General features: G+C 64.2%; 21 protein-coding genes. 8 read left to right on the top strand and 13 right to left on the bottom strand.

Translation table 11 applies throughout. The features are described from left to right. Positions 1 to 90 precede the first annotated feature (90 nt). The 6 genes from A4R29_RS19740 (at position 91) to A4R29_RS19765 (ending at position 4,901) form a co-directional block, all read left to right on the top strand. The gene (locus A4R29_RS19740; RefSeq protein ID WP_024501775.1) at positions 91 to 591 is read left to right on the top strand and encodes an Lrp/AsnC family transcriptional regulator; all 501 of its coding nucleotides are present in this window, start codon (positions 91 to 93) and stop codon (positions 589 to 591) included. Further along, the gene (locus A4R29_RS19745) at positions 588 to 1,751 is read left to right on the top strand and encodes a saccharopine dehydrogenase family protein (protein WP_013530559.1); all 1,164 of its coding nucleotides are present in this window, start codon (positions 588 to 590) and stop codon (positions 1,749 to 1,751) included. The genes A4R29_RS19740 and A4R29_RS19745 overlap by 4 nt, the downstream gene beginning before the upstream one ends. Before the next feature lie 110 nt (positions 1,752 to 1,861). Then, a complete protein-coding gene (locus A4R29_RS19750) occupies positions 1,862 to 2,668 on the top strand; it encodes an ABC transporter substrate-binding protein (RefSeq protein ID WP_013530558.1) in 807 nt (268 codons plus the stop codon). 105 nt (positions 2,669 to 2,773) lie between these two features. Beyond that, positions 2,774 to 3,445, top strand: coding sequence for an amino acid ABC transporter permease (locus tag A4R29_RS19755; protein ID WP_013530557.1), 672 nt, complete (start codon positions 2,774 to 2,776; stop codon positions 3,443 to 3,445). Then, positions 3,442 to 4,116, top strand: coding sequence for an amino acid ABC transporter permease (locus A4R29_RS19760; protein ID WP_063172665.1), 675 nt, complete (start codon positions 3,442 to 3,444; stop codon positions 4,114 to 4,116). The genes A4R29_RS19755 and A4R29_RS19760 overlap by 4 nt, the downstream gene beginning before the upstream one ends. Positions 4,117 to 4,142: 26 nt before the next feature. Next, positions 4,143 to 4,901: an amino acid ABC transporter ATP-binding protein gene (locus tag A4R29_RS19765; RefSeq protein ID WP_013530555.1), complete on the top strand. Its 759-nt coding sequence runs from the start codon at positions 4,143 to 4,145 to the stop codon at positions 4,899 to 4,901. 10 nt (positions 4,902 to 4,911) lie between these two features. Here A4R29_RS19765 and arsK read toward each other — a convergent pair whose 3' ends face one another. The 11 genes from arsK to A4R29_RS19820 all read right to left on the bottom strand — a co-directional run bounded on the left by arsK (position 4,912) and on the right by A4R29_RS19820 (position 13,712). Further along, the gene (gene arsK / locus A4R29_RS19770; RefSeq protein ID WP_063172666.1) at positions 4,912 to 6,156 is read right to left on the bottom strand and encodes an arsenite efflux MFS transporter ArsK; all 1,245 of its coding nucleotides are present in this window, start codon (positions 6,154 to 6,156) and stop codon (positions 4,912 to 4,914) included. Then, positions 6,149 to 7,570, bottom strand: a complete 1,422-nt coding sequence (locus tag A4R29_RS19775; protein ID WP_082827458.1) for an NAD(P)-binding domain-containing protein — start codon at positions 7,568 to 7,570, stop codon at positions 6,149 to 6,151. Before A4R29_RS19775 ends, arsK begins: the two co-directional genes overlap by 8 nt. A gap of 44 nt (positions 7,571 to 7,614) precedes the next feature. Next, on the bottom strand, positions 7,615 to 7,935 hold the full coding sequence (locus tag A4R29_RS19780; protein ID WP_013530552.1) for an ArsR/SmtB family transcription factor: 321 nt from the start codon (positions 7,933 to 7,935) through the stop codon (positions 7,615 to 7,617). 63 nt (positions 7,936 to 7,998) lie between these two features. Continuing rightward, complete coding sequence (arsC, locus tag A4R29_RS19785; protein ID WP_063172667.1) at positions 7,999 to 8,421, bottom strand: arsenate reductase (glutaredoxin); 423 nt, start codon at positions 8,419 to 8,421, stop codon at positions 7,999 to 8,001. Continuing rightward, positions 8,418 to 9,527, bottom strand: a complete 1,110-nt coding sequence (gene arsB, locus A4R29_RS19790; RefSeq protein ID WP_063168659.1) for an ACR3 family arsenite efflux transporter — start codon at positions 9,525 to 9,527, stop codon at positions 8,418 to 8,420. The genes arsC and arsB overlap by 4 nt, the downstream gene beginning before the upstream one ends. Positions 9,528 to 9,574: 47 nt before the next feature. Then, positions 9,575 to 9,907, bottom strand: coding sequence for an ArsR/SmtB family transcription factor (locus tag A4R29_RS19795; RefSeq protein WP_013530549.1), 333 nt, complete (start codon positions 9,905 to 9,907; stop codon positions 9,575 to 9,577). Positions 9,908 to 9,977: 70 nt separating this feature from the next. Beyond that, positions 9,978 to 10,679, bottom strand: a complete 702-nt coding sequence (locus A4R29_RS19800; protein WP_063172668.1) for an RES family NAD+ phosphorylase — start codon at positions 10,677 to 10,679, stop codon at positions 9,978 to 9,980. After that, positions 10,673 to 11,095, bottom strand: a complete 423-nt coding sequence (locus A4R29_RS19805; RefSeq protein WP_063172669.1) for an MbcA/ParS/Xre antitoxin family protein — start codon at positions 11,093 to 11,095, stop codon at positions 10,673 to 10,675. Before A4R29_RS19805 ends, A4R29_RS19800 begins: the two co-directional genes overlap by 7 nt. A gap of 144 nt (positions 11,096 to 11,239) precedes the next feature. After that, on the bottom strand, positions 11,240 to 12,673 hold the full coding sequence (locus tag A4R29_RS19810; RefSeq protein ID WP_063173750.1) for an aldehyde dehydrogenase family protein: 1,434 nt from the start codon (positions 12,671 to 12,673) through the stop codon (positions 11,240 to 11,242). Positions 12,674 to 12,833: 160 nt separating this feature from the next. After that, positions 12,834 to 13,217: an ACT domain-containing protein gene (locus tag A4R29_RS19815; protein ID WP_063172670.1), complete on the bottom strand. Its 384-nt coding sequence runs from the start codon at positions 13,215 to 13,217 to the stop codon at positions 12,834 to 12,836. A gap of 15 nt (positions 13,218 to 13,232) precedes the next feature. Further along, positions 13,233 to 13,712 (bottom strand): GNAT family N-acetyltransferase, encoded by a 480-nt coding sequence (locus tag A4R29_RS19820; RefSeq protein ID WP_013530544.1) that lies wholly within the window; start codon positions 13,710 to 13,712, stop codon positions 13,233 to 13,235. A 317-nt stretch (positions 13,713 to 14,029) separates the two neighbouring features. Here A4R29_RS19820 and A4R29_RS19825 point away from each other — a divergent pair, with 317 nt between their 5' ends. Then, a complete protein-coding gene (locus A4R29_RS19825) occupies positions 14,030 to 14,620 on the top strand; it encodes a cation efflux transmembrane domain-containing protein (RefSeq protein WP_063172671.1) in 591 nt (196 codons plus the stop codon). Positions 14,621 to 14,717: 97 nt separating this feature from the next. Here the strand turns inward: A4R29_RS19825 and A4R29_RS19830 are convergent, their stop codons facing one another. Continuing rightward, positions 14,718 to 15,002: a hypothetical protein gene (locus A4R29_RS19830; RefSeq protein ID WP_063172672.1), complete on the bottom strand. Its 285-nt coding sequence runs from the start codon at positions 15,000 to 15,002 to the stop codon at positions 14,718 to 14,720. Between the two features lie 14 nt (positions 15,003 to 15,016). Then, positions 15,017 to 15,412, bottom strand: coding sequence for a (R)-mandelonitrile lyase (locus A4R29_RS19835; protein ID WP_027160872.1), 396 nt, complete (start codon positions 15,410 to 15,412; stop codon positions 15,017 to 15,019). A 151-nt stretch (positions 15,413 to 15,563) separates the two neighbouring features. Here A4R29_RS19835 and A4R29_RS19840 point away from each other — a divergent pair, with 151 nt between their 5' ends. Beyond that, positions 15,564 to 16,463: a LysR family transcriptional regulator gene (locus tag A4R29_RS19840; RefSeq protein ID WP_063172673.1), complete on the top strand. Its 900-nt coding sequence runs from the start codon at positions 15,564 to 15,566 to the stop codon at positions 16,461 to 16,463. Positions 16,464 to 16,582: the final 119 nt, after the last annotated feature.

Below are 16,582 nucleotides of genomic sequence, written 5' to 3' on the forward strand. Positions count from 1 at the left end.
GCCTTGCTTTTCAAATATTCGTGACGTAGCTTGTTTGCACATTGGCAAAAAAATCGCCAAACTTTTTTCCTTTTGTGAAAGACGGGGACTTTGCGGGAACATCTCGATCTGACCGATCGGCGGCTGGTCAAACAGCTGTCGCAGGACGCCCAGCCGGGCATCAACCGGATCGCCGAGATATTGGCGATTTCGGTGCCGACGGTGCGCTCGCGGCTGCGCAACCTGCTCGACCGCAACCTGCTCAAGATCGTCGGGCTGCTGAACCTGACCGAGCGCCCCGAGCTGATCTCCGCCATTGTCGGCATCAATGCCCAAGGGCGCGGCCGGGCCCGCGAACTGGCGCAGCGCATTGCCGAACTGCCCTTCGTCAACTCGGCTTCGGTGGTCACCGGGCGCTTCGATATCATCGTCGACGTGACGGTGGCCGGTGACGTCGCCGACCTCTACCGCGTCACCAGCGAACTGATCCCCGGCGCCGGCGAGCCGGGCGAAGTGGTGCGCAGCGAGACCTTCGTCGTCATGGCGTCCTGCAACAAATGGGTCAGCCTGCCGGAAGGCTGCTGGTCGGACGATCGTAAGGAGCCGGCATGAAGATCGCGGTACTCGGCGGCCTTGGCCTGCAAGGCCGGGCGGCAATCGCCGACCTCGTCGCCAGTGACGGCGTCGAGGAAATTGTCTGCGTCGACACCGCGCCGGACGGCCCTGCCCGGCTTGCCGGCCTGACCGATCTTGCCCGCGTGCGCTTCGTGGTGCCTGAGGGCGCGATCGGCCAGGCCCTGGCCACTGTGCTTGATGATGTCGACGCCGTCATCGACCTGTTGCCGCAGCCGCTGATGCGCGAGGCGGTAACGGCCGCGATTGCCACGCGCACGCCGCTGGTCACCACCAACTACGCCAAGTCGATCGCCGACCTGGCGCCGGCCGCCGAACAGGCCGGTGTCTCGATCATGACCGAATGCGGGCTCGACCCCGGCATCGACCTCGTGCTCTACGCGCGCGCCGCCAGGCAGTTCGACTCGATTTCTTCGATCGATTCCTATTGCGGCGGCATCCCCGAGCCGAAGGCGATGGCCAAGCCGCTGTGCTACAAGGTGAGCTGGAATTTCGACATGGTCCTGGTCAGCCAGAACCGCGACAGCGTGATGATCGAGGACGGGAACCGTGTCGCAGTGCCTGCCGGCCAGCAGCACGACAATCCGTTCATCCATGAAATCGAGGTTGCCGGCCTCGGCAGGCTCGAAGCCTTCCCCAATGGCGACGCGCTGCACTATGTCGAGATGCTGGACGCCGCAAAAGGGCTGCGCCGCTCCGGCCGCTACACACTGCGCTGGCCGGGATGGTCGGCCTTCTGGGCGCCGTTGAAGGAACTCGGTTTCCTCTCTGAGGACAAGGTGCCCGGCACCTCCAACAGCCCGCGCGAATTCCTTGGCCGGCTGCTCGGCCCGCAATTGCAATACGGCCCCGGCGAAAAGGATCTTTGCGTGATGCGCAATGTCTTTTCCGGCCTCGAAGGCGGCCGCGCCAAGACGGTGACGTCGGACCTGATCATCGAACGCGATCTCGTTTCCGGCCTGTTCGGCATGAGCCTCGGCGTCGGCTATCCCGCCAGCATCGTGGCGCAGATGCTGGCGAGGGGCGAGATCACCAGACCCGGCTTTTTGAACCCGCTGCTGGATGTGCCCGACATCAGGTTCTTCGATGAATTGGCCAGGCGTGGCATCACGGTTTCCGAGACGGTGGCACGGGACTGAGGCGAAAGATTTTCGAACGGTGGCTGCCGCCGGCAACGGCGCTGCCGCTCAAAAAGGAGCCCAAGGAGAACCGCGGGCACACATTAACGACAACAGGGAGGAATACCGAAATGAAGATTGCCAGACTTTTCATCGCCGGAAGACTTTTCATCGCCGGGCTTGCGCTCGCCGGGCTCACCGCTGCGGCCAGTGCGGGTACGCTCGACGACATCACCAAGCGCGGCGAATTGCGCGTCGCCGTGCAGACCCAGGGACCGCCCTTCTCGCTGGTCGGCGCCAATGGCGAACGCACCGGCAGTTCGGTCGAACTGGCCGAACTGATGGCCAAGGAAATGGGTGTGAAAATCACCTTCCTCGACTTCGACTGGGATGGTTTGATCCCGGCGCTGCTGTCGGGCAAGGCCGACCTGCTGGTCGCCGACATGACACCGACGCTGGCGCGCGGCATGAAGGTCGCCTTCACCACGCCTTACATGTACACGGGCAGCACCGTCTTCACCAAGGCCGACAGCAAGTTCAAGACCACCGAGGACTGCAAGGCCAAGGGCACCAAGATCGCCGTGCTGCTCGGCGCCACCGGCGAGAAGGAAGCCAAGAACGCCTTCCCCGATGCCGACATCAAGAGCTACAAGGGCGGCGGTCCGCTGCTGCTTGACGCTGTCAACAACGGCCAGGCCGATTGCGGCGTCAACGACGTCTCGGCGGTCAAAGGCCAGTCGACCGCCTATCCGGCCGGCACCTTCACCATCATGCCGGACCTTCTGTCGAAGGAGCCGCTTGCCTTCGCCACCCGCTATGATGAGCCGGACCTGTTGATCTGGATGAACCTGTTCCTCAACCAGGTCACTATCGACGGCCGCCTGCAGAAGAACCTCGACTACTGGGTCAATTCCGACGCCTGGAAGAAGGATCACTAAGCAGCGATAAATCCAGGCGGTTTCGCGCGCATCTTAAACGCCGCGAAGCCGCCCGGAATTTCGTTTCATCTGTCGTTGCCTGCGCTCTGGGGATTTCACCCAACGATGCTCGAAAATTTCAGTTTCCGCACCATCGTCGAATACCTGCCGTTGTTCGGACAGGGCCTGGTCACGACCGTTTGGCTGTCGGCGCTGTCCTTTGTCGGTGCGCTCATCGTCGGCATCGTGCTGTGCGCCATGAATCTGCAGCGCGGCTGGCTGTTTCGCGCCCCGGCCAAGGCCTATATCGATGCGGTGCGTGCCACGCCCTTGCTGGCGCAGCTCTATTTTCTTTATTTCGGCCTGCCCCGGCTCGGCTTCGTTCTGCCGGAACTCGTCGTCGGCATCCTCGCGCTGTCGCTGAACAGCGGCGCCTATATCGCTGAAATCATTCGCGCCGGTATCCTGTCGATCCCGCGTGGCCAGGTCGAGGCCAGCGTCGCTTCGGGCATGACCTATGTCCAGCGCATGCGCCTTGTCGTCCTGCCGCAAGCCTTCAAGGTGACGATCCCGCCGCTGCTCGGCCAGGCGATCGTGCTGGTCAAGGATTCCGCCCTTCTGTCGCTGATCTCGGTTTCCGAACTGACGCGCGCCGGCCAATTGCTCGCCTCCGACCGCTTCATGCCGGCGGAAGGTTTCCTCACCATCGCCGCCTTCTATCTGCTGCTCTATTACGGCCTGAAAGGACTGGCTGGGCTCTCCAGCCGCTGGCTCGGCACAGCGGGGGCGCGGACATGATCTGGCAACAACTGCAAAGCCTCGCCGGCTCCTATCCACTGGCCCTGCGCGGCCTCGGCATGACCGTGTTGCTGTCGCTGATCAGCCTGGTGCTCGGCACCATGCTCGGCTTCGGCCTCGGCATCTTGCGCACCGGCGGCAACCGGCTGATCTCGGGCTTGATCGGCGCCTGGGTCGACCTGATCCGCGGCACGCCGTTCCTGGTGCAGATCTTCCTGATCTTCTTCATCCTGCCGGAGTTCGGCATCGAGCTCGACGCCTTCACCGCCGGCATCATCGCGCTGACCAACCTCGCCGCCTGCTTCATCTGCGAGATCGTCGTCGCCGGCATCCGCTCGGTACCGACCGGCCAGGTCGAGGCGGCACTGGCGTCCGGCCTGTCGCGCTGGCAGCGCATGCGCCAGGTGGTGCTGCCGCAGGCCATGCGCATCGTGCTGCCGCCGCTGGTCGGGCAGTATGTGCTGCTGATCAAGGATTCTTCCGTCGTCTCGGCCATCGGCCTCACCGACCTCACCCGCGTCGGCTGGCTGGTGGTGCAGCGTGTGCCCAACGGCCTGCTGGTCTTCTTCCTTGTCGGCGCCGGCTATTTCATCGTCTGCTATCCGCTGATCATGCTGGCCCGCCGGCTGGAGCAGCGCATGGGCGCGGCGCATGGCGAGGTGCAGTTGTGACTTCCAACCTCAAAGGTCCAGAAAACATGACCAAAACGGGCCTTGCCAAAACCGGCATGATCGACTTTCGCGGCGTCAACAAATGGTTCGGCTCGCTCAATGTGCTCAAGGACATCACGCTCAGCGTCGAACCGCGCGAAGTGGTCGTCGTCTGCGGCCCGAGCGGCTCGGGCAAAAGCACTCTGATCCGCTGCGTCAACGGCCTGGAGGCGATCAAGAACGGCGACCTCGTCGTCGACGGCCAGCGCCTGGGCGACCCCGCCACCAACATGACTCAGCTGCGCACCGAGATCGGCTTCGTCTTCCAGTCGTTCAACCTCTACCCGCACAAAACCGCGCTCGAGAATGTGACGCTCGCTCCTATCCATGTCCGCAAGATCCCGCGCGCCGAAGCCGAAAAGGCCGGCCGCGAATTGCTGGCCAAGGTAGGCCTCGCCGACAAGGTCAATGCCTATCCAGCACAGCTCTCCGGCGGCCAGCAGCAGCGCGTGGCGATCGCGCGTTGCCTCGGCATGCGGCCCAAAATCATGCTGTTCGACGAGCCGACCTCGGCGCTCGATCCCGAGATGATTTCCGAAGTGCTCGACGTCATGGTCGCGGTCGCCGAGGAAGGCATGACCATGATGGTGGTGACGCACGAGATGGGCTTTGCCCGCAAGGTCGCCCAGCGCGTGGTGTTCATGGACGCCGGCGCCATCGTCGAAAGCGGCACGCCCGACGAGTTCTTCTCACACCCCAAGACCGACCGCAGCCGCGCTTTCCTGAGCAAGATTCTGCGGCACTAAAGGCGGGCGGTCAGGTCGCCTCTTCCGCGCTGCCGCCAATCGCAAACGCTGCCGGGCCACCGCGCCGCCTGAGCAGCGCGATGGCGAGGAAGGCGATGACCCCGCTCGCGGCGACGACCACCAGCACCCACAAGGAATTGGCGACGGATGTTCGTGTCATCATGAAGGCGAGCGCGAACGGCGCGAAGGCCGAGGTGAACTGACGGGCGGCGCTCGCCCATCCCAGCCGCGCGCCATAGCCTTCGCGGCCGAAGAGTTCGAGCGGCAAGGTGCCGCCGACGATGCTGGTGAGGCCGGAGCCGAGGCCGAACAGGAACACGAACACGAAGGCGCCGGGCAGCCATGGCGTGGTCAGCAACAGCGCACACAGCCCGGCCGTGAGCAGTGACGCGGCAATGACGGCAAGGTGCGTCTGCTGCAGCCGCCCGCCAAACAGCATGTTGATCAACCGGCTGGCGACCTGCGCCGGCCCGAACAGGGTCGAGACGAAGAGGCCTGCGGTGCCGAGCCCAAGGGCCGCCGTCAGCGGCACCATGTGGATGAGGATCGCCGACAGCACGAAGCCCTCGGTGGCGAACCCCGCCAGCATCAGCAGGAATGCGGCCCGGCCGCGCCGCGCATCGAGCGGCATTCCCGCTTCATCGGGAGCGGAACCGCGCTCATGCGGCGTGACCGTCGCCTGCCGGCGCGACAGGCGCATCAGCCAGGCGTGGATCGGCAGGCATAGGCCGAGATTGAGAGCGGCGAACAAAAGGTAGACCTCGCGCCATGTGAGATGCGCATGCAGCGCCGAGGTCAGCGGCCAGAACAGGGTAGAGGCAAACCCGGCGATCAGCGTCAGATGGGTGATGCTGCGTTGCGGCCGGGGAACCCCGACCTGCACGATCGCCACGAAGGCAGCGCTGTAGAGGACGAAGCTGGAGGCCAGTTCCATCGCCAGCAATCCCAGAACGAAGCTCACGCGGCCGGGTGCGACGGCGCACAGCGCCAGCGCCACAGCCGCCGCGACCGAGCCGACGGTCATGATGCGGCCGGCGCCGAAGCGGTCGGCCCACCGCCCGGCAGTCGGCGCGAACAGGCTGCCGGCAAACAGCGAGGCCGACAGGGCTGCGAATACCCAGCCTTCCGTGAGCCCGAACTCGCGTGCCATTGCCGGCGCCAGGATCGAGAAGCTGTAATAGAGCGTGCCGTAGCCGATGATCTGGGTCAGCCCAAGCGCCCAGATTGCCTTGCGCAGGACGGATCGGTCAGGCATCGATGCCGGCCGATACGGCTCTTCTCGGCTCGGCATCGGTTGCGCAGCCGCAACCCGACGCGCCCGTTGTCTTGGCGGCCGCATCCCTGACGCAGCAGGCATCGACAGCGGCGGGAGCAGGCCCGCCACAGCAGCCGGCGCTTTCCGATACCGTCGCGACACCGACGGCGCTGCACACGCCGGTCTCCGGCAGCACCAGCCGCACCTCGCGGGCCGCGGCATGGTCTCCGGCAATATCGGCCACCACCGAGCGGACCTGCTCGTAGCCGGTCGCCATCAGGAAAGTCGGGGCACGGCCGTAGGATTTCGAGCCGACGATGGTGAAACCGGGTTCGGGATGCGCGAGTTCCGCAATGCCATGCGCGGGAACCGTGCCGCATGAGTGGAAGTTCGGATCGATCAGCGGCGCCAGTGCCGGCGGCGCTTCGACGACGGGATCGAGCGCGATGCGGATTTCGCCGAGGAACGACAGGTCTGGCCTGAAGCCGGTGGTGACGACGATGCGGTCCACGGCCATGCTGAACGGCTTGCCGGCGAGGTGGGCGTCGACGGCAAGCTTCTCGCCTTGCGTCTCGATGCGTTCGACGGCGAAGCCCGTCAGCATGTTCAGCCTGCCGTCCGCCATCGCCTGCCTGGCGGCCAGCCCGAGCGCACCACGTTCCGGCAACTGGTCGTTCAGCCCGCCGCCGAGCAATCTCTCGATGCTGGCGTGCCGCAGCGCCCAGAAGATCTCGGTGCCAGGCGCGCCATCCTGCAGTTCCATCAGCGCCAGGGCGACGTTGATGGCCGAGTGGCCGCCGCCGATGACCAGGACGCGCTTGCCCGCATAATCTTCTCTCGCCTTGCCGACCACGTCGGGAATGCCATAGGCGATGCGCGCCGACGCCGCGCCTTCGCCGGCAACCGGCAGCCCGTCGATGCCGATCGGGTTTGGCCGCCACCATGTTCCGGATGCGTCGATGACGGCGCGTGCGAGAAAGCGGTGCTCACCGCCGCCATCGCGGTAGCGGATGACGAAGGGCGCGTCCTTGCGGCCTTCATTGGCGACCTTGTCGTGCCCCTGACGGGTGATCGCGGTGACCTCGGCGCCGAGCTTCAGATTGGCGGCGATCGCCGGAAGCCGGCCAAGCGGCGCCAGATAGTCGCGCACGATCTCGCCGCCGGTCGGCAGGCCCTGGCTGTCCGGCGCCGTCCAGCCGGAGCGGTCGAGCAGCGCCCGCGCCGCCGCGTCGATGTTGTATTCCCAAGGCGAGAACACCCGCACATGGCCCCATTCGAGCAGTGCGGCCCCAACACTTTCGCCGCGCTCCAGGATGAGCGGACGGATGCCGCGCTCGACCAGATGCGCCGCGGCGGCAAGGCCGACCGGGCCGGCGCCAATTACCGCGACGGGAAGGTTTGCCATCATGTCCATAGATTCGATCCTTCCGGTATGTTCGAATTATAAGCGCAAAAAAATCAGGCCAGTGCTTTGCCGACGGCGGGCGCGCAGACAGCATCCGCGCAGCACTCGTCGGCGAGATAGCCGATCAGCGCATTCATGCCGGGATAGTTGGCGCGGCAGATCAGCGTCGTCGCTTGCCGTTCCTGCGTGACAAGCCCGGTATCGACCAGCCGTTTGAGGTGATGCGACAGCGTGGAGGACGGAATGTCGAGCCTGCCCTGGACGCTGCCGACGGCAAGCCCGTCATCACCGGCCCGCACCAGGATGCGATAGAGCTGAAGCCGCGTCGGATTGCCGAGCGCTTCAAGCTGCGCGGCTGCTTTTTCGAGTTTCATGGAAATAAGCTACGCGGCACTTTTCGCGCCGTCAACCCAATTTCAAAAATTATGGAAATAGCATCAGCCGGCGCGCTTGCCCGAGGCGTAAATGACCACCTCGCCATCCTCCTTGGTGAACGTGCCGATGTCCGGATTGGGCAGAATGTCCAGCACCTTTTCCGACGGCCGCGCCAGCACGACGCCGAGCGGACTGACGACGATCGGCCGGTTGATCAGGATCGGATGTGCCAGCATGAAATCGAGGATCTGCTGGTCGGACCATTTCGGGTCGGCAAGGCCGAGTTCGGCATAGGGTGTGCCCTTCTCGCGCAGCAGGGCGCGCGGTGTAATGCCCATCGCCGCGATCAGGTCGACCAACCTTTCGCGCGATGGCGGCGTCTTCAGATATTCGATCACCTCCGGCTCCTCGCCCGACTGGCGGATCATGGCCAACGTGTTGCGCGACGTGCCGCAATCGGGATTGTGGTAGATGGTGATGGTCATTTCGAGGTCCTCTCAGCCGACATGGTATTCCGGACGGCGCCGCCCATCTCGTACCAGCCCTTGCTGCGGTTCACGATCCACACCACCGACAGCATGACCGGAACCTCGATGAGCACCCCGACCACAGTGGCAAGGGCCGCGCCAGAATTCAGCCCGAACAGCGCGATCGCGGCGGCCACCGCCAGCTCGAAGAAGTTCGACGCGCCGATCAGCGCCGATGGTCCAGCCACGCAGTGTCGTTCGCCGCTGAGGCGGTTGAGCAGATAGGCAAGACCGGAATTGAAATAGACCTGGATCAGGATCGGCACCGCCAGCAGCACGATCACCAATGGCTGCGCGATGATCTGCTCGCCCTGAAAGCCGAACAGCAGCACCAACGTCGCCAGCAAGGCAACCAGCGACAGGGGCTGCAGCGTGGCAAGCAGGGCCTCAAGCCCGGCCTGTCCCCTCGCTGCCAGCAGCCGGCCACGAACCAGTTGCGCGACGATCACCGGCGCGACGATGTAGAGTGCGACCGACAGCATCAGCGTGCCCCATGGCACGGTGATCGCCGACAGGCCGAGCAGCAGGCCGACGATTGGCGCGAAAGCAACGATCATGATAGCGTCGTTGAGCGCTACCTGCGACAGCGTGAAATTCGGCTCGCCGCGCGTCAGGTTCGACCAGACGAAAACCATCGCCGTGCAGGGCGCCGCGGCAAGGATGATCAGCCCGGCAATGTAGGAATCGATCTGCACGGCGGGCAGCCACGGCCGGAACAACCAGCCGATGAAGAGCCAGCCCAGCAGCGCCATCGAGAACGGCTTCACCGCCCAGTTGATGAACAGCGTCACGCCGATGCCGCGCCAATAGGTGCCGACCTTGGCCAGCGAGGCGAAATCGACGCGCAAGAGCATCGGCACGATCATCAGCCAGATCAGCACGGCGACAGGAATGTTGACCCTGGCGATCTCGGCCAACGCGATGGCGCCGAACACGCCCGGCAGCAGATGGCCAAGCGCGATGCCCGCGACGATGCACAGTGCCACCCACACCGTCAGATATTTCTCGACGAAGCCGATGCCGGGCCGCACCGCCTCAGCTGTGTTCAGAGCATGATCGGTCATGATGGCTTCCTTGTTCGAACGGCGCGCGGCGGACAGTCACAAGCCCCTCAGCAGTCACAGGTCACGGCATTGATGACCGGGCGGCAGAGCTCCGGCGCGCCATTGCAGCAATCTTCCATCAGATAGGCCAGCAGGTCGCGCAAGCCGGTCATGTCGGCGACATAGCGCACGGTCCTTCCGTCGCGTTCGGGACGGATCAGCCCGGCATGGGCGAGCACCTTCAGATGCGCCGACATGGTGTTCTGGACCGTGTCCAGCCTCGTTGCGATCTCGCCGGCTGGAATGCCTTCCGGACCGGCACGCACGAGCAGCCGGAAGACATCCAGCCGCGTCTCCTGGCCAAGTGCGGCCAGCGCGTTCAAAGTGCCCTTCCTATTCATATATCCGAATCCTTGGATTTATGGATTCGTGAATATCGACTCCCCCGCGATCTGTAAAGGGTGTCCGCCGCTATGATGTGACGGCAAGCACCTTTCCCGTATCGTGCTGGCGCACGAAGTCCACCCGGGCACCATCCCAGTGGTAGCTGTAGTGGCGGCCCTGCACTGGAACGGCAATGACGTCGGGCCAGAAGATGCCGATGCAGCCACCGCCCGGCATGCGCACGCTGTTCCACACCAGCCCGTCGCTGCCTGCTGCCCGCAGCGCCCGCCCTTCCGCCTGCGAGGCGGAATAGTCGTCCGGGTCGAGCACGCCGGGCACGGCGTTGACGTCATCGAGATCGCGGTCGACGTTGCCGATCAGCACGCGGAAATCCGCCGTCCAGCCCGGCCCTTCGTCTGTGGCGCGCATGAATTTCTGATGGTGGTGAATGGTCTCGGCCAGCGCCACCTCCTCGCTGTCACCCGCATAATAGATCCCGTAGCTGCCATCCGAGAAGCGGCCTGGTCTGAGCGTCGAGCAATGCACGAAGGGCGCCATCACGAAACTGGCGCCGGGGCCGGAAATCCGCCTTGCGGCCGAAACCTTGCCGAGATCGCCGATCTCGAACCTTATGCGTGGGTTTGTCTTCGCCTCGACGGCAGCAAGCGCCTCCCAGTCGCGCGGGTCGGCAATGTCTTCGAACAGGTCGATCGGTGGGTGGATGGAACGGATGATGCGGAAGGTCTGGTGCCAGTCGACGCGGCGACGGACCGCAAGCCCACTCACCATGCACCACGCTCCGCATCGAGCCATTCGCGCATCGCCGAGAGATCGGAGATTTCGCCGCGCAGCATCAGGTCGAGCGCCGACTGGCCGCCAAAGGTGGCATTGGGCTTGCGGATCCAGGCATAGCCGCGCGCCGGCTCCGTGAAAAGGTAACGCAGGCCCTTATGGATGCCCATCAGGTGCGCCATGCGGGTGCGCAGGTCACGGTCGATCCTGCCGACGCCACCTTCCTTCGCCCCAGTCTTCCAGCGTGCCCAGGTGCGCGCCGACATGCCGCCGAGCAGGATGCAGGCCTCCAGGTCGGTGAGATTCCAGGCCTTGAACAGATTGACCGTGGTGCGCGCCAGCGCGCCCGCTTCTTCATCCGAGATAGCGGCTCCGAACGTGGCCGGCGTGGTGACGATGGACTGAAGCTGCATTGCGTTCACCTTGCTGATTGGCAGATATATAGCATGTATTTGCCAATTGGCAAGAATGCGGAGATGGCAAGGCTTGGCTGCAAAATGAAAGGGCGCGGCCCACACCGCAGGCCGCGCCCTTTATTGCATCACACTGTACGGTGCCTACTCAGCCGCCTCATACCCCGCGATGCCCTTGATCTCGAGGAAATCCTCAAGTCCGTATTCGGCATATTCGCGGCCATTGCCCGACTGCTTGTAGCCGCCGAACGGCAGGCCGGCGTCCCACTGGGGATAGTTGATGTAGACATTGCCGGTGCGCATGCGCGCCGCGACTTCGCGCGCCTTCTTCATGTCCTTGGCCTGGATGTAGGAGGCGAGGCCATAGACGGTGTCGTTGGCGGTCTCGACCACCTCGTCGACGCTGTCATAGGGCATGATCGCCAGCACCGGCCCAAAGATCTCCTCGCGCGCGATGCGCATGTCGTGGGTAACGTCGGCGAACACCGTCGGCCTGACATAGTAGCCGCGGTTGAGTTCGGCCGGACGGCCGGGGCCGCCGGCGACCAACGTCGCACCCTCGTCGATGCCGGCCTGGATCAGGTCCTGGATCTTGTCGAACTGAACTTGGCTGACGACCGGGCCGAGCTTGGTGCCGGCAGCGTCGGCCGGACCGACGGTGAATTTTTCCGCCGCAACCTTGGCATAGCCGGCCGCCTCGTCATGGCGCTCGCGCGGCACGAACATGCGCGTTGGCGCGTTGCAGGACTGGCCGCTGTTGCTGAAGCAACCGGCCACGCCCTTGCTGACCGCGCTTGCGAGGTCGACGTCGGGGAACAGAATGTTGGCCGACTTGCCACCAAGCTCCTGATGCACGCGCTTGACCGTGTCGGCGGCGGCCTTGGCCACCAGGATGCCGGCGCGGGTCGAACCGGTGAACGACATCATGTCGATGTCAGGATGGCTGGACAACGCCTGGCCGACGCCCGGTCCGTCGCCATTGACGAGGTTGAAGACGCCCTTCGGCACGCCGGCCTCGTCGAGGATCTCGGCGAAGATGATGGCGTCGAGCGGCGCGATCTCGGATGGCTTGAGCACCATGGTGCAGCCGGCGGCGAGCGCCGGACCCACCTTGCAGGTGATCTGGTTGAGCGGCCAGTTCCACGGCGTGATCAGCCCGACGACACCGATCGGCTCCTTGACCACGAGATGATTGCCCTTCACGTGGCGGAATTCGAAAGCCTTCAGCGTCTCGGCCATTTTGGTCAGATGCGCCAGCCCAATGCCGACCTGGCTGTCCAACGCCATCTGGCGCGGCGCGCCCATCTCGCGCGACACGGCAACCGCAAGATCGCCACTGCGCTTCTTGTAGACCGCGATGATGCGATTCAACAGGTCGAGCCGCTCGCTAACTTCGGTGAAACCAAAGCTGTTGAAGGCGCGCTTGGCGGCAGCCACCGCCTTGTCGACATCGGCCTTTGAGCCGAGCGAAATCTGCGCAAAAGCGTCCTCATTCGAGGGATCGATGACGTCCAATGTGTTGGGCACAACAGGATCGACCCACGCGCCATCGATGTAGAACTGCAGATTGTGTGACATGGTTTTCTCCTTGGCCGCATGGTCGCGCCGGGCCGTCATATCTGGCTGGAGATAACGATGCACAAACGCCGCTGTCAAACACAACCCCCGAAGTGGTTGAGCCAGTGCGGCAGTGATTGAGCCAGAGCGGTTGGGCAGCAACCGGCTTGGTGAGGATGGACTACAGCAAGGTATGCCCGGCCTCGACCAGAAACCGCCTCGCCGCGGCCTGATCCGTGGCTTTCACCAGGAGATGGTCGCCATCGAAAGTGGACACCACGAAGATGCCCAACCCGTTTTCCGACAACGGCCTGATGACCGACAGCACGATACCGGTTTCGTCGAAGGCGAACGGGCCCAGGAGCTTGAAGGCCACCCAGTCGATATCCTGCTTGACGGCATGCGGCACGCGGTCCTGCAGGCAAACGATCGAAAGCTCGTCGTCGGTCCTTGTGATGCTGACGAAGCCTGGTCCGTCCGCCCAACCGGGAATGGTTTCGCCCGCCGCCAGCCGGGAAACCGCGTAAGACCCCGGGAGTTGCTTAAGCCTGACCTTGGCAGCCATTATCGAAATCCTTCCTCAGATCGCCGGTGATCCCGCTAGCCTCTTGCTCATATAGACCGTCATGCCGCCCATGAACGGCTCGTCCCGATCCACGATATAGCCCTGCCTCTTGTAGAGCGATACGTTCGCCTCGAACGCGCCATTGGTCAGCAGGCGAAGCTCGTCGCGGCCCGACTCGATCGCCTTGCGCTCGGCCCACTCCAGCAACAGCCGGCCAATCCCCCTGCCCTGCGCATCCGGTGCGACACAGACATTCTCGATCCACAGGTGATCCTCGGCCAGCATGGTTTCAATCAGTCCCACGATCCGATCATCCTCGACGGCGAGATCGAACGGATGCTCGGCAACAGCCTTCTCGTAGTCGGCGCGCATCGGCAGAGGCTCGCGGCCGATCACCGCTACCCATTTGGCATAGGCGGCGCGCACGATATCCCGGATCGCGGCGGCGTCAGCGGGCGCGGCCGGCCGAAGCCGGATGGACGAATTGTTGGTCATCAAACTGCTCCAGACATGAAAAATCCCGCCGGCGGTTTCGCGGGCGGGGCTGGAAACGAAAGAACCGGGTCTATCCTGCCGGTCTTTGTCGTCGCGCAATCAGCTTGCCGCTCCGCACTGTGCAGGGGCGACGTCGCTTGGTGTTGGCGGGCGCGAAAACGAACATGGCGCCAAGTTGGAACAGGAAGCGCGGCGATGTCAAGGCGACCGCTCGATCGACAGTGTCTCGCATGGCGACAAGGTTCTGGTCCTCGCGCCCGCAGGGCATAGAATCGCTATATGCTTTGTGCCAACGGCAGCTAATCGATGGGCGAACTATGACCGGGACGCTGAACAAAGCGGTGCGGATGGTGGCCATCCTGAACCTGGCCTATTTCGGGATCGAATTTGCCGTAGCCGTTTGGATCGGATCGGTATCGCTGTTCGCGGACAGCATCGATTTTCTGGAGGACGCATCCGTCAATCTCCTGATCATGGTCGCGTTGGGCTGGACCGTCCGCAATCGAGCGCGGCTCGGAATGGCGCTGGCCGGGATACTTCTGATCCCCGCTTTGGCGACCCTTTGGACAGCCTGGGAGAAATTCAACATTCCAATTCCGCCAGCTCCCGTTCCGCTAACGCTCACAGCGGCTGGCGCGATGCTCGTCAACCTGTCGTGCGCGCTCATGCTCGCTCGCTATCGCCATCACAGCGGCAGCCTCACCCGCGCCGCCTTCCTGTCGGCGCGCAACGACGTCCTGGCCAATGTGGCAATCATTGTCGCCGGCCTGGTCACGGCATTTGTGTGGAATTCGGCCTGGCCAGATATTGTCATTGGGCTGGCAATCGCCATCATGAATGCGGATGCTGCCCGCGAGGTTTTCACGGCCGCAAGACGCGAGTTCGCAGAAGGCCAAATTTCAAACTGAAACGCTGCCGCCCGATCCGCGCACGATCCCCTCAACTCCTGCGCCGTCGGCCGGAATGGCTACCCGGTCGTCGAGTGCCCTCAGCCTGCGCCTGGCTCTAGCGATCGATCCTTGCTTCCTGTTGCGGAGAATAGCGCGCTCCCTGTACGGCGATCGCCGAGACCGCGTCCTCGATGTCGGCAAGATCGTTCGCCGTCAGCGCGACAGTGACCGATCCGATGTTCTCTTCGAGGCGATTGAGCTTGGTGGTGCCGGGGATCGGAACGATCCAGGGCTGTATCTGCCAAGCGCGGGAGCGATATCGGAGAATGGGCTTTTCAGCCTTGGAACATCGGTCATGGTGGTCTCCTTCGTAGAGTTCGGGCGTTGAACTCGGCGCCACGCGCCGATACCTGGTCAAATCCCGTATTGTTCGTCGCTGACATGCTCCAACCAGTCGACGACCTTGCCGTCGAGCGCTTCGGCGATAGCGATGTGGCTCATCGCCGTGGTCGGCGCGGCGCCATGCCAATGCTTCTCTCCGGGCGCGAACCAGACGATGTCGCCGGGCTGGATCGATTCGATCGGGCCGCCCTCGCGCTGCGCCAGGCCGGCGCCCGACAGGACGATCAGCGTCTGGCCGAGCGGATGCGTGTGCCAGGCGGTGCGCGCGCCGGGCTCGAAAGTCACGGTGGCGCCGCCGACCCGGGCGGGCTCGCTGCCCTTGAACGGCGCGTCGATACGCACCGCACCGGTGAAATAGTCGGCCGATCCCTTGGCCGATGCCTGAGAGCCGTTTCGCGTGATGTCCATGGTTTTGTCCCTTCCTGGCAACAGCCATGACACGACCCGCCCGGCTTTAAAGACGGCCGGAGGTGCCCGGTGTGATAACGCCTATCTAGGGTCTGCGATTGGTGCCGATTAGGTGCTATATCCAGCATGATCTTATGAAGGGGGCTCATGAATGCCACGTGACAACCTGAATGAGCTAACCGCCTTCCTCGCTGTGGCGCGCGAGGAAAGCTTCACCAGGGCGGCGGCCAAGCTCGGGGTTTCCCAATCGGCGCTCAGCCACACGGTGCGGGCGCTGGAGGAGCGGCTGGGTGTACGGCTCCTGACCCGCACCACGCGCAGCGTGTCGCCCACCGAAGCCGGGGAGCGGCTGCTTCGCACCGTCGGGCCGCGGCTGGACGAGATCGAGACCGAGCTCATTGCCTTGAGCGCATTGCGGGAAAAACCCGCCGGCACCATCCGCATCAGCGCCGGTGAGCACGCCGCCGATGCGGTCCTGTGGCCGGCGATCGCCCCGCTGCTGCCCGACTATCCCGACATCAAGGTCGAGATCATCGTCGACTATGGACTGACCGACATCGTCGCCGAGCGCTTCGACGCCGGCGTGCGGCTGGGCGAACAGGTGGCGCGCGACATGATCGCGGTGCGCATCGGCCCCGACATGCGCATGGCGGTGGTCGGCTCGCCAACCTATTTCGCTACCCGACCAAAGCCGCGCACGCCGCAGGACCTGACCACCCACAATTGCATCAATCTGCGGCTGCCCACCTATGGCGGGCTCTATGCCTGGGAGTTCGAGAAGGCCGGACGCGAGCTGAAGGTTCGGGTCGAAGGCCAGCTTGTGTTCAACACGGCCGCGCTGCGCATGAACGCGGTGCTCGCCGGCCTCGGCCTTGCCTATCTGCCTGAGGAGCAGGTGACGGCCCATCTGGCCAACGGCCGGCTGGTGCGTGTGCTCGCCGACTGGTGCGGGCCCTTCCCCGGCTACCATCTCTATTACCCCAGCCGCCGGCAAGCCACGCCGGCCTTCTCGCTGCTGGTCGAAGCGCTGCGCTACCGGGGCAAGGAGTAAGTCGGTGAGCAGCTTCCACCCGGCTTTGACTCGCCGCCGCCTGCGGTGACTATCCCCGGAAATGGTCGCGGAACCATTTCCGCGGCACCGCGTTCACTGCGGTTAACTGGAACTCCTAT

This window comes from Mesorhizobium ciceri biovar biserrulae (assembly GCF_001618845.1).
In the GTDB taxonomy this organism is placed as follows: Bacteria; Pseudomonadota; Alphaproteobacteria; order Rhizobiales; family Rhizobiaceae; genus Mesorhizobium; species Mesorhizobium ciceri.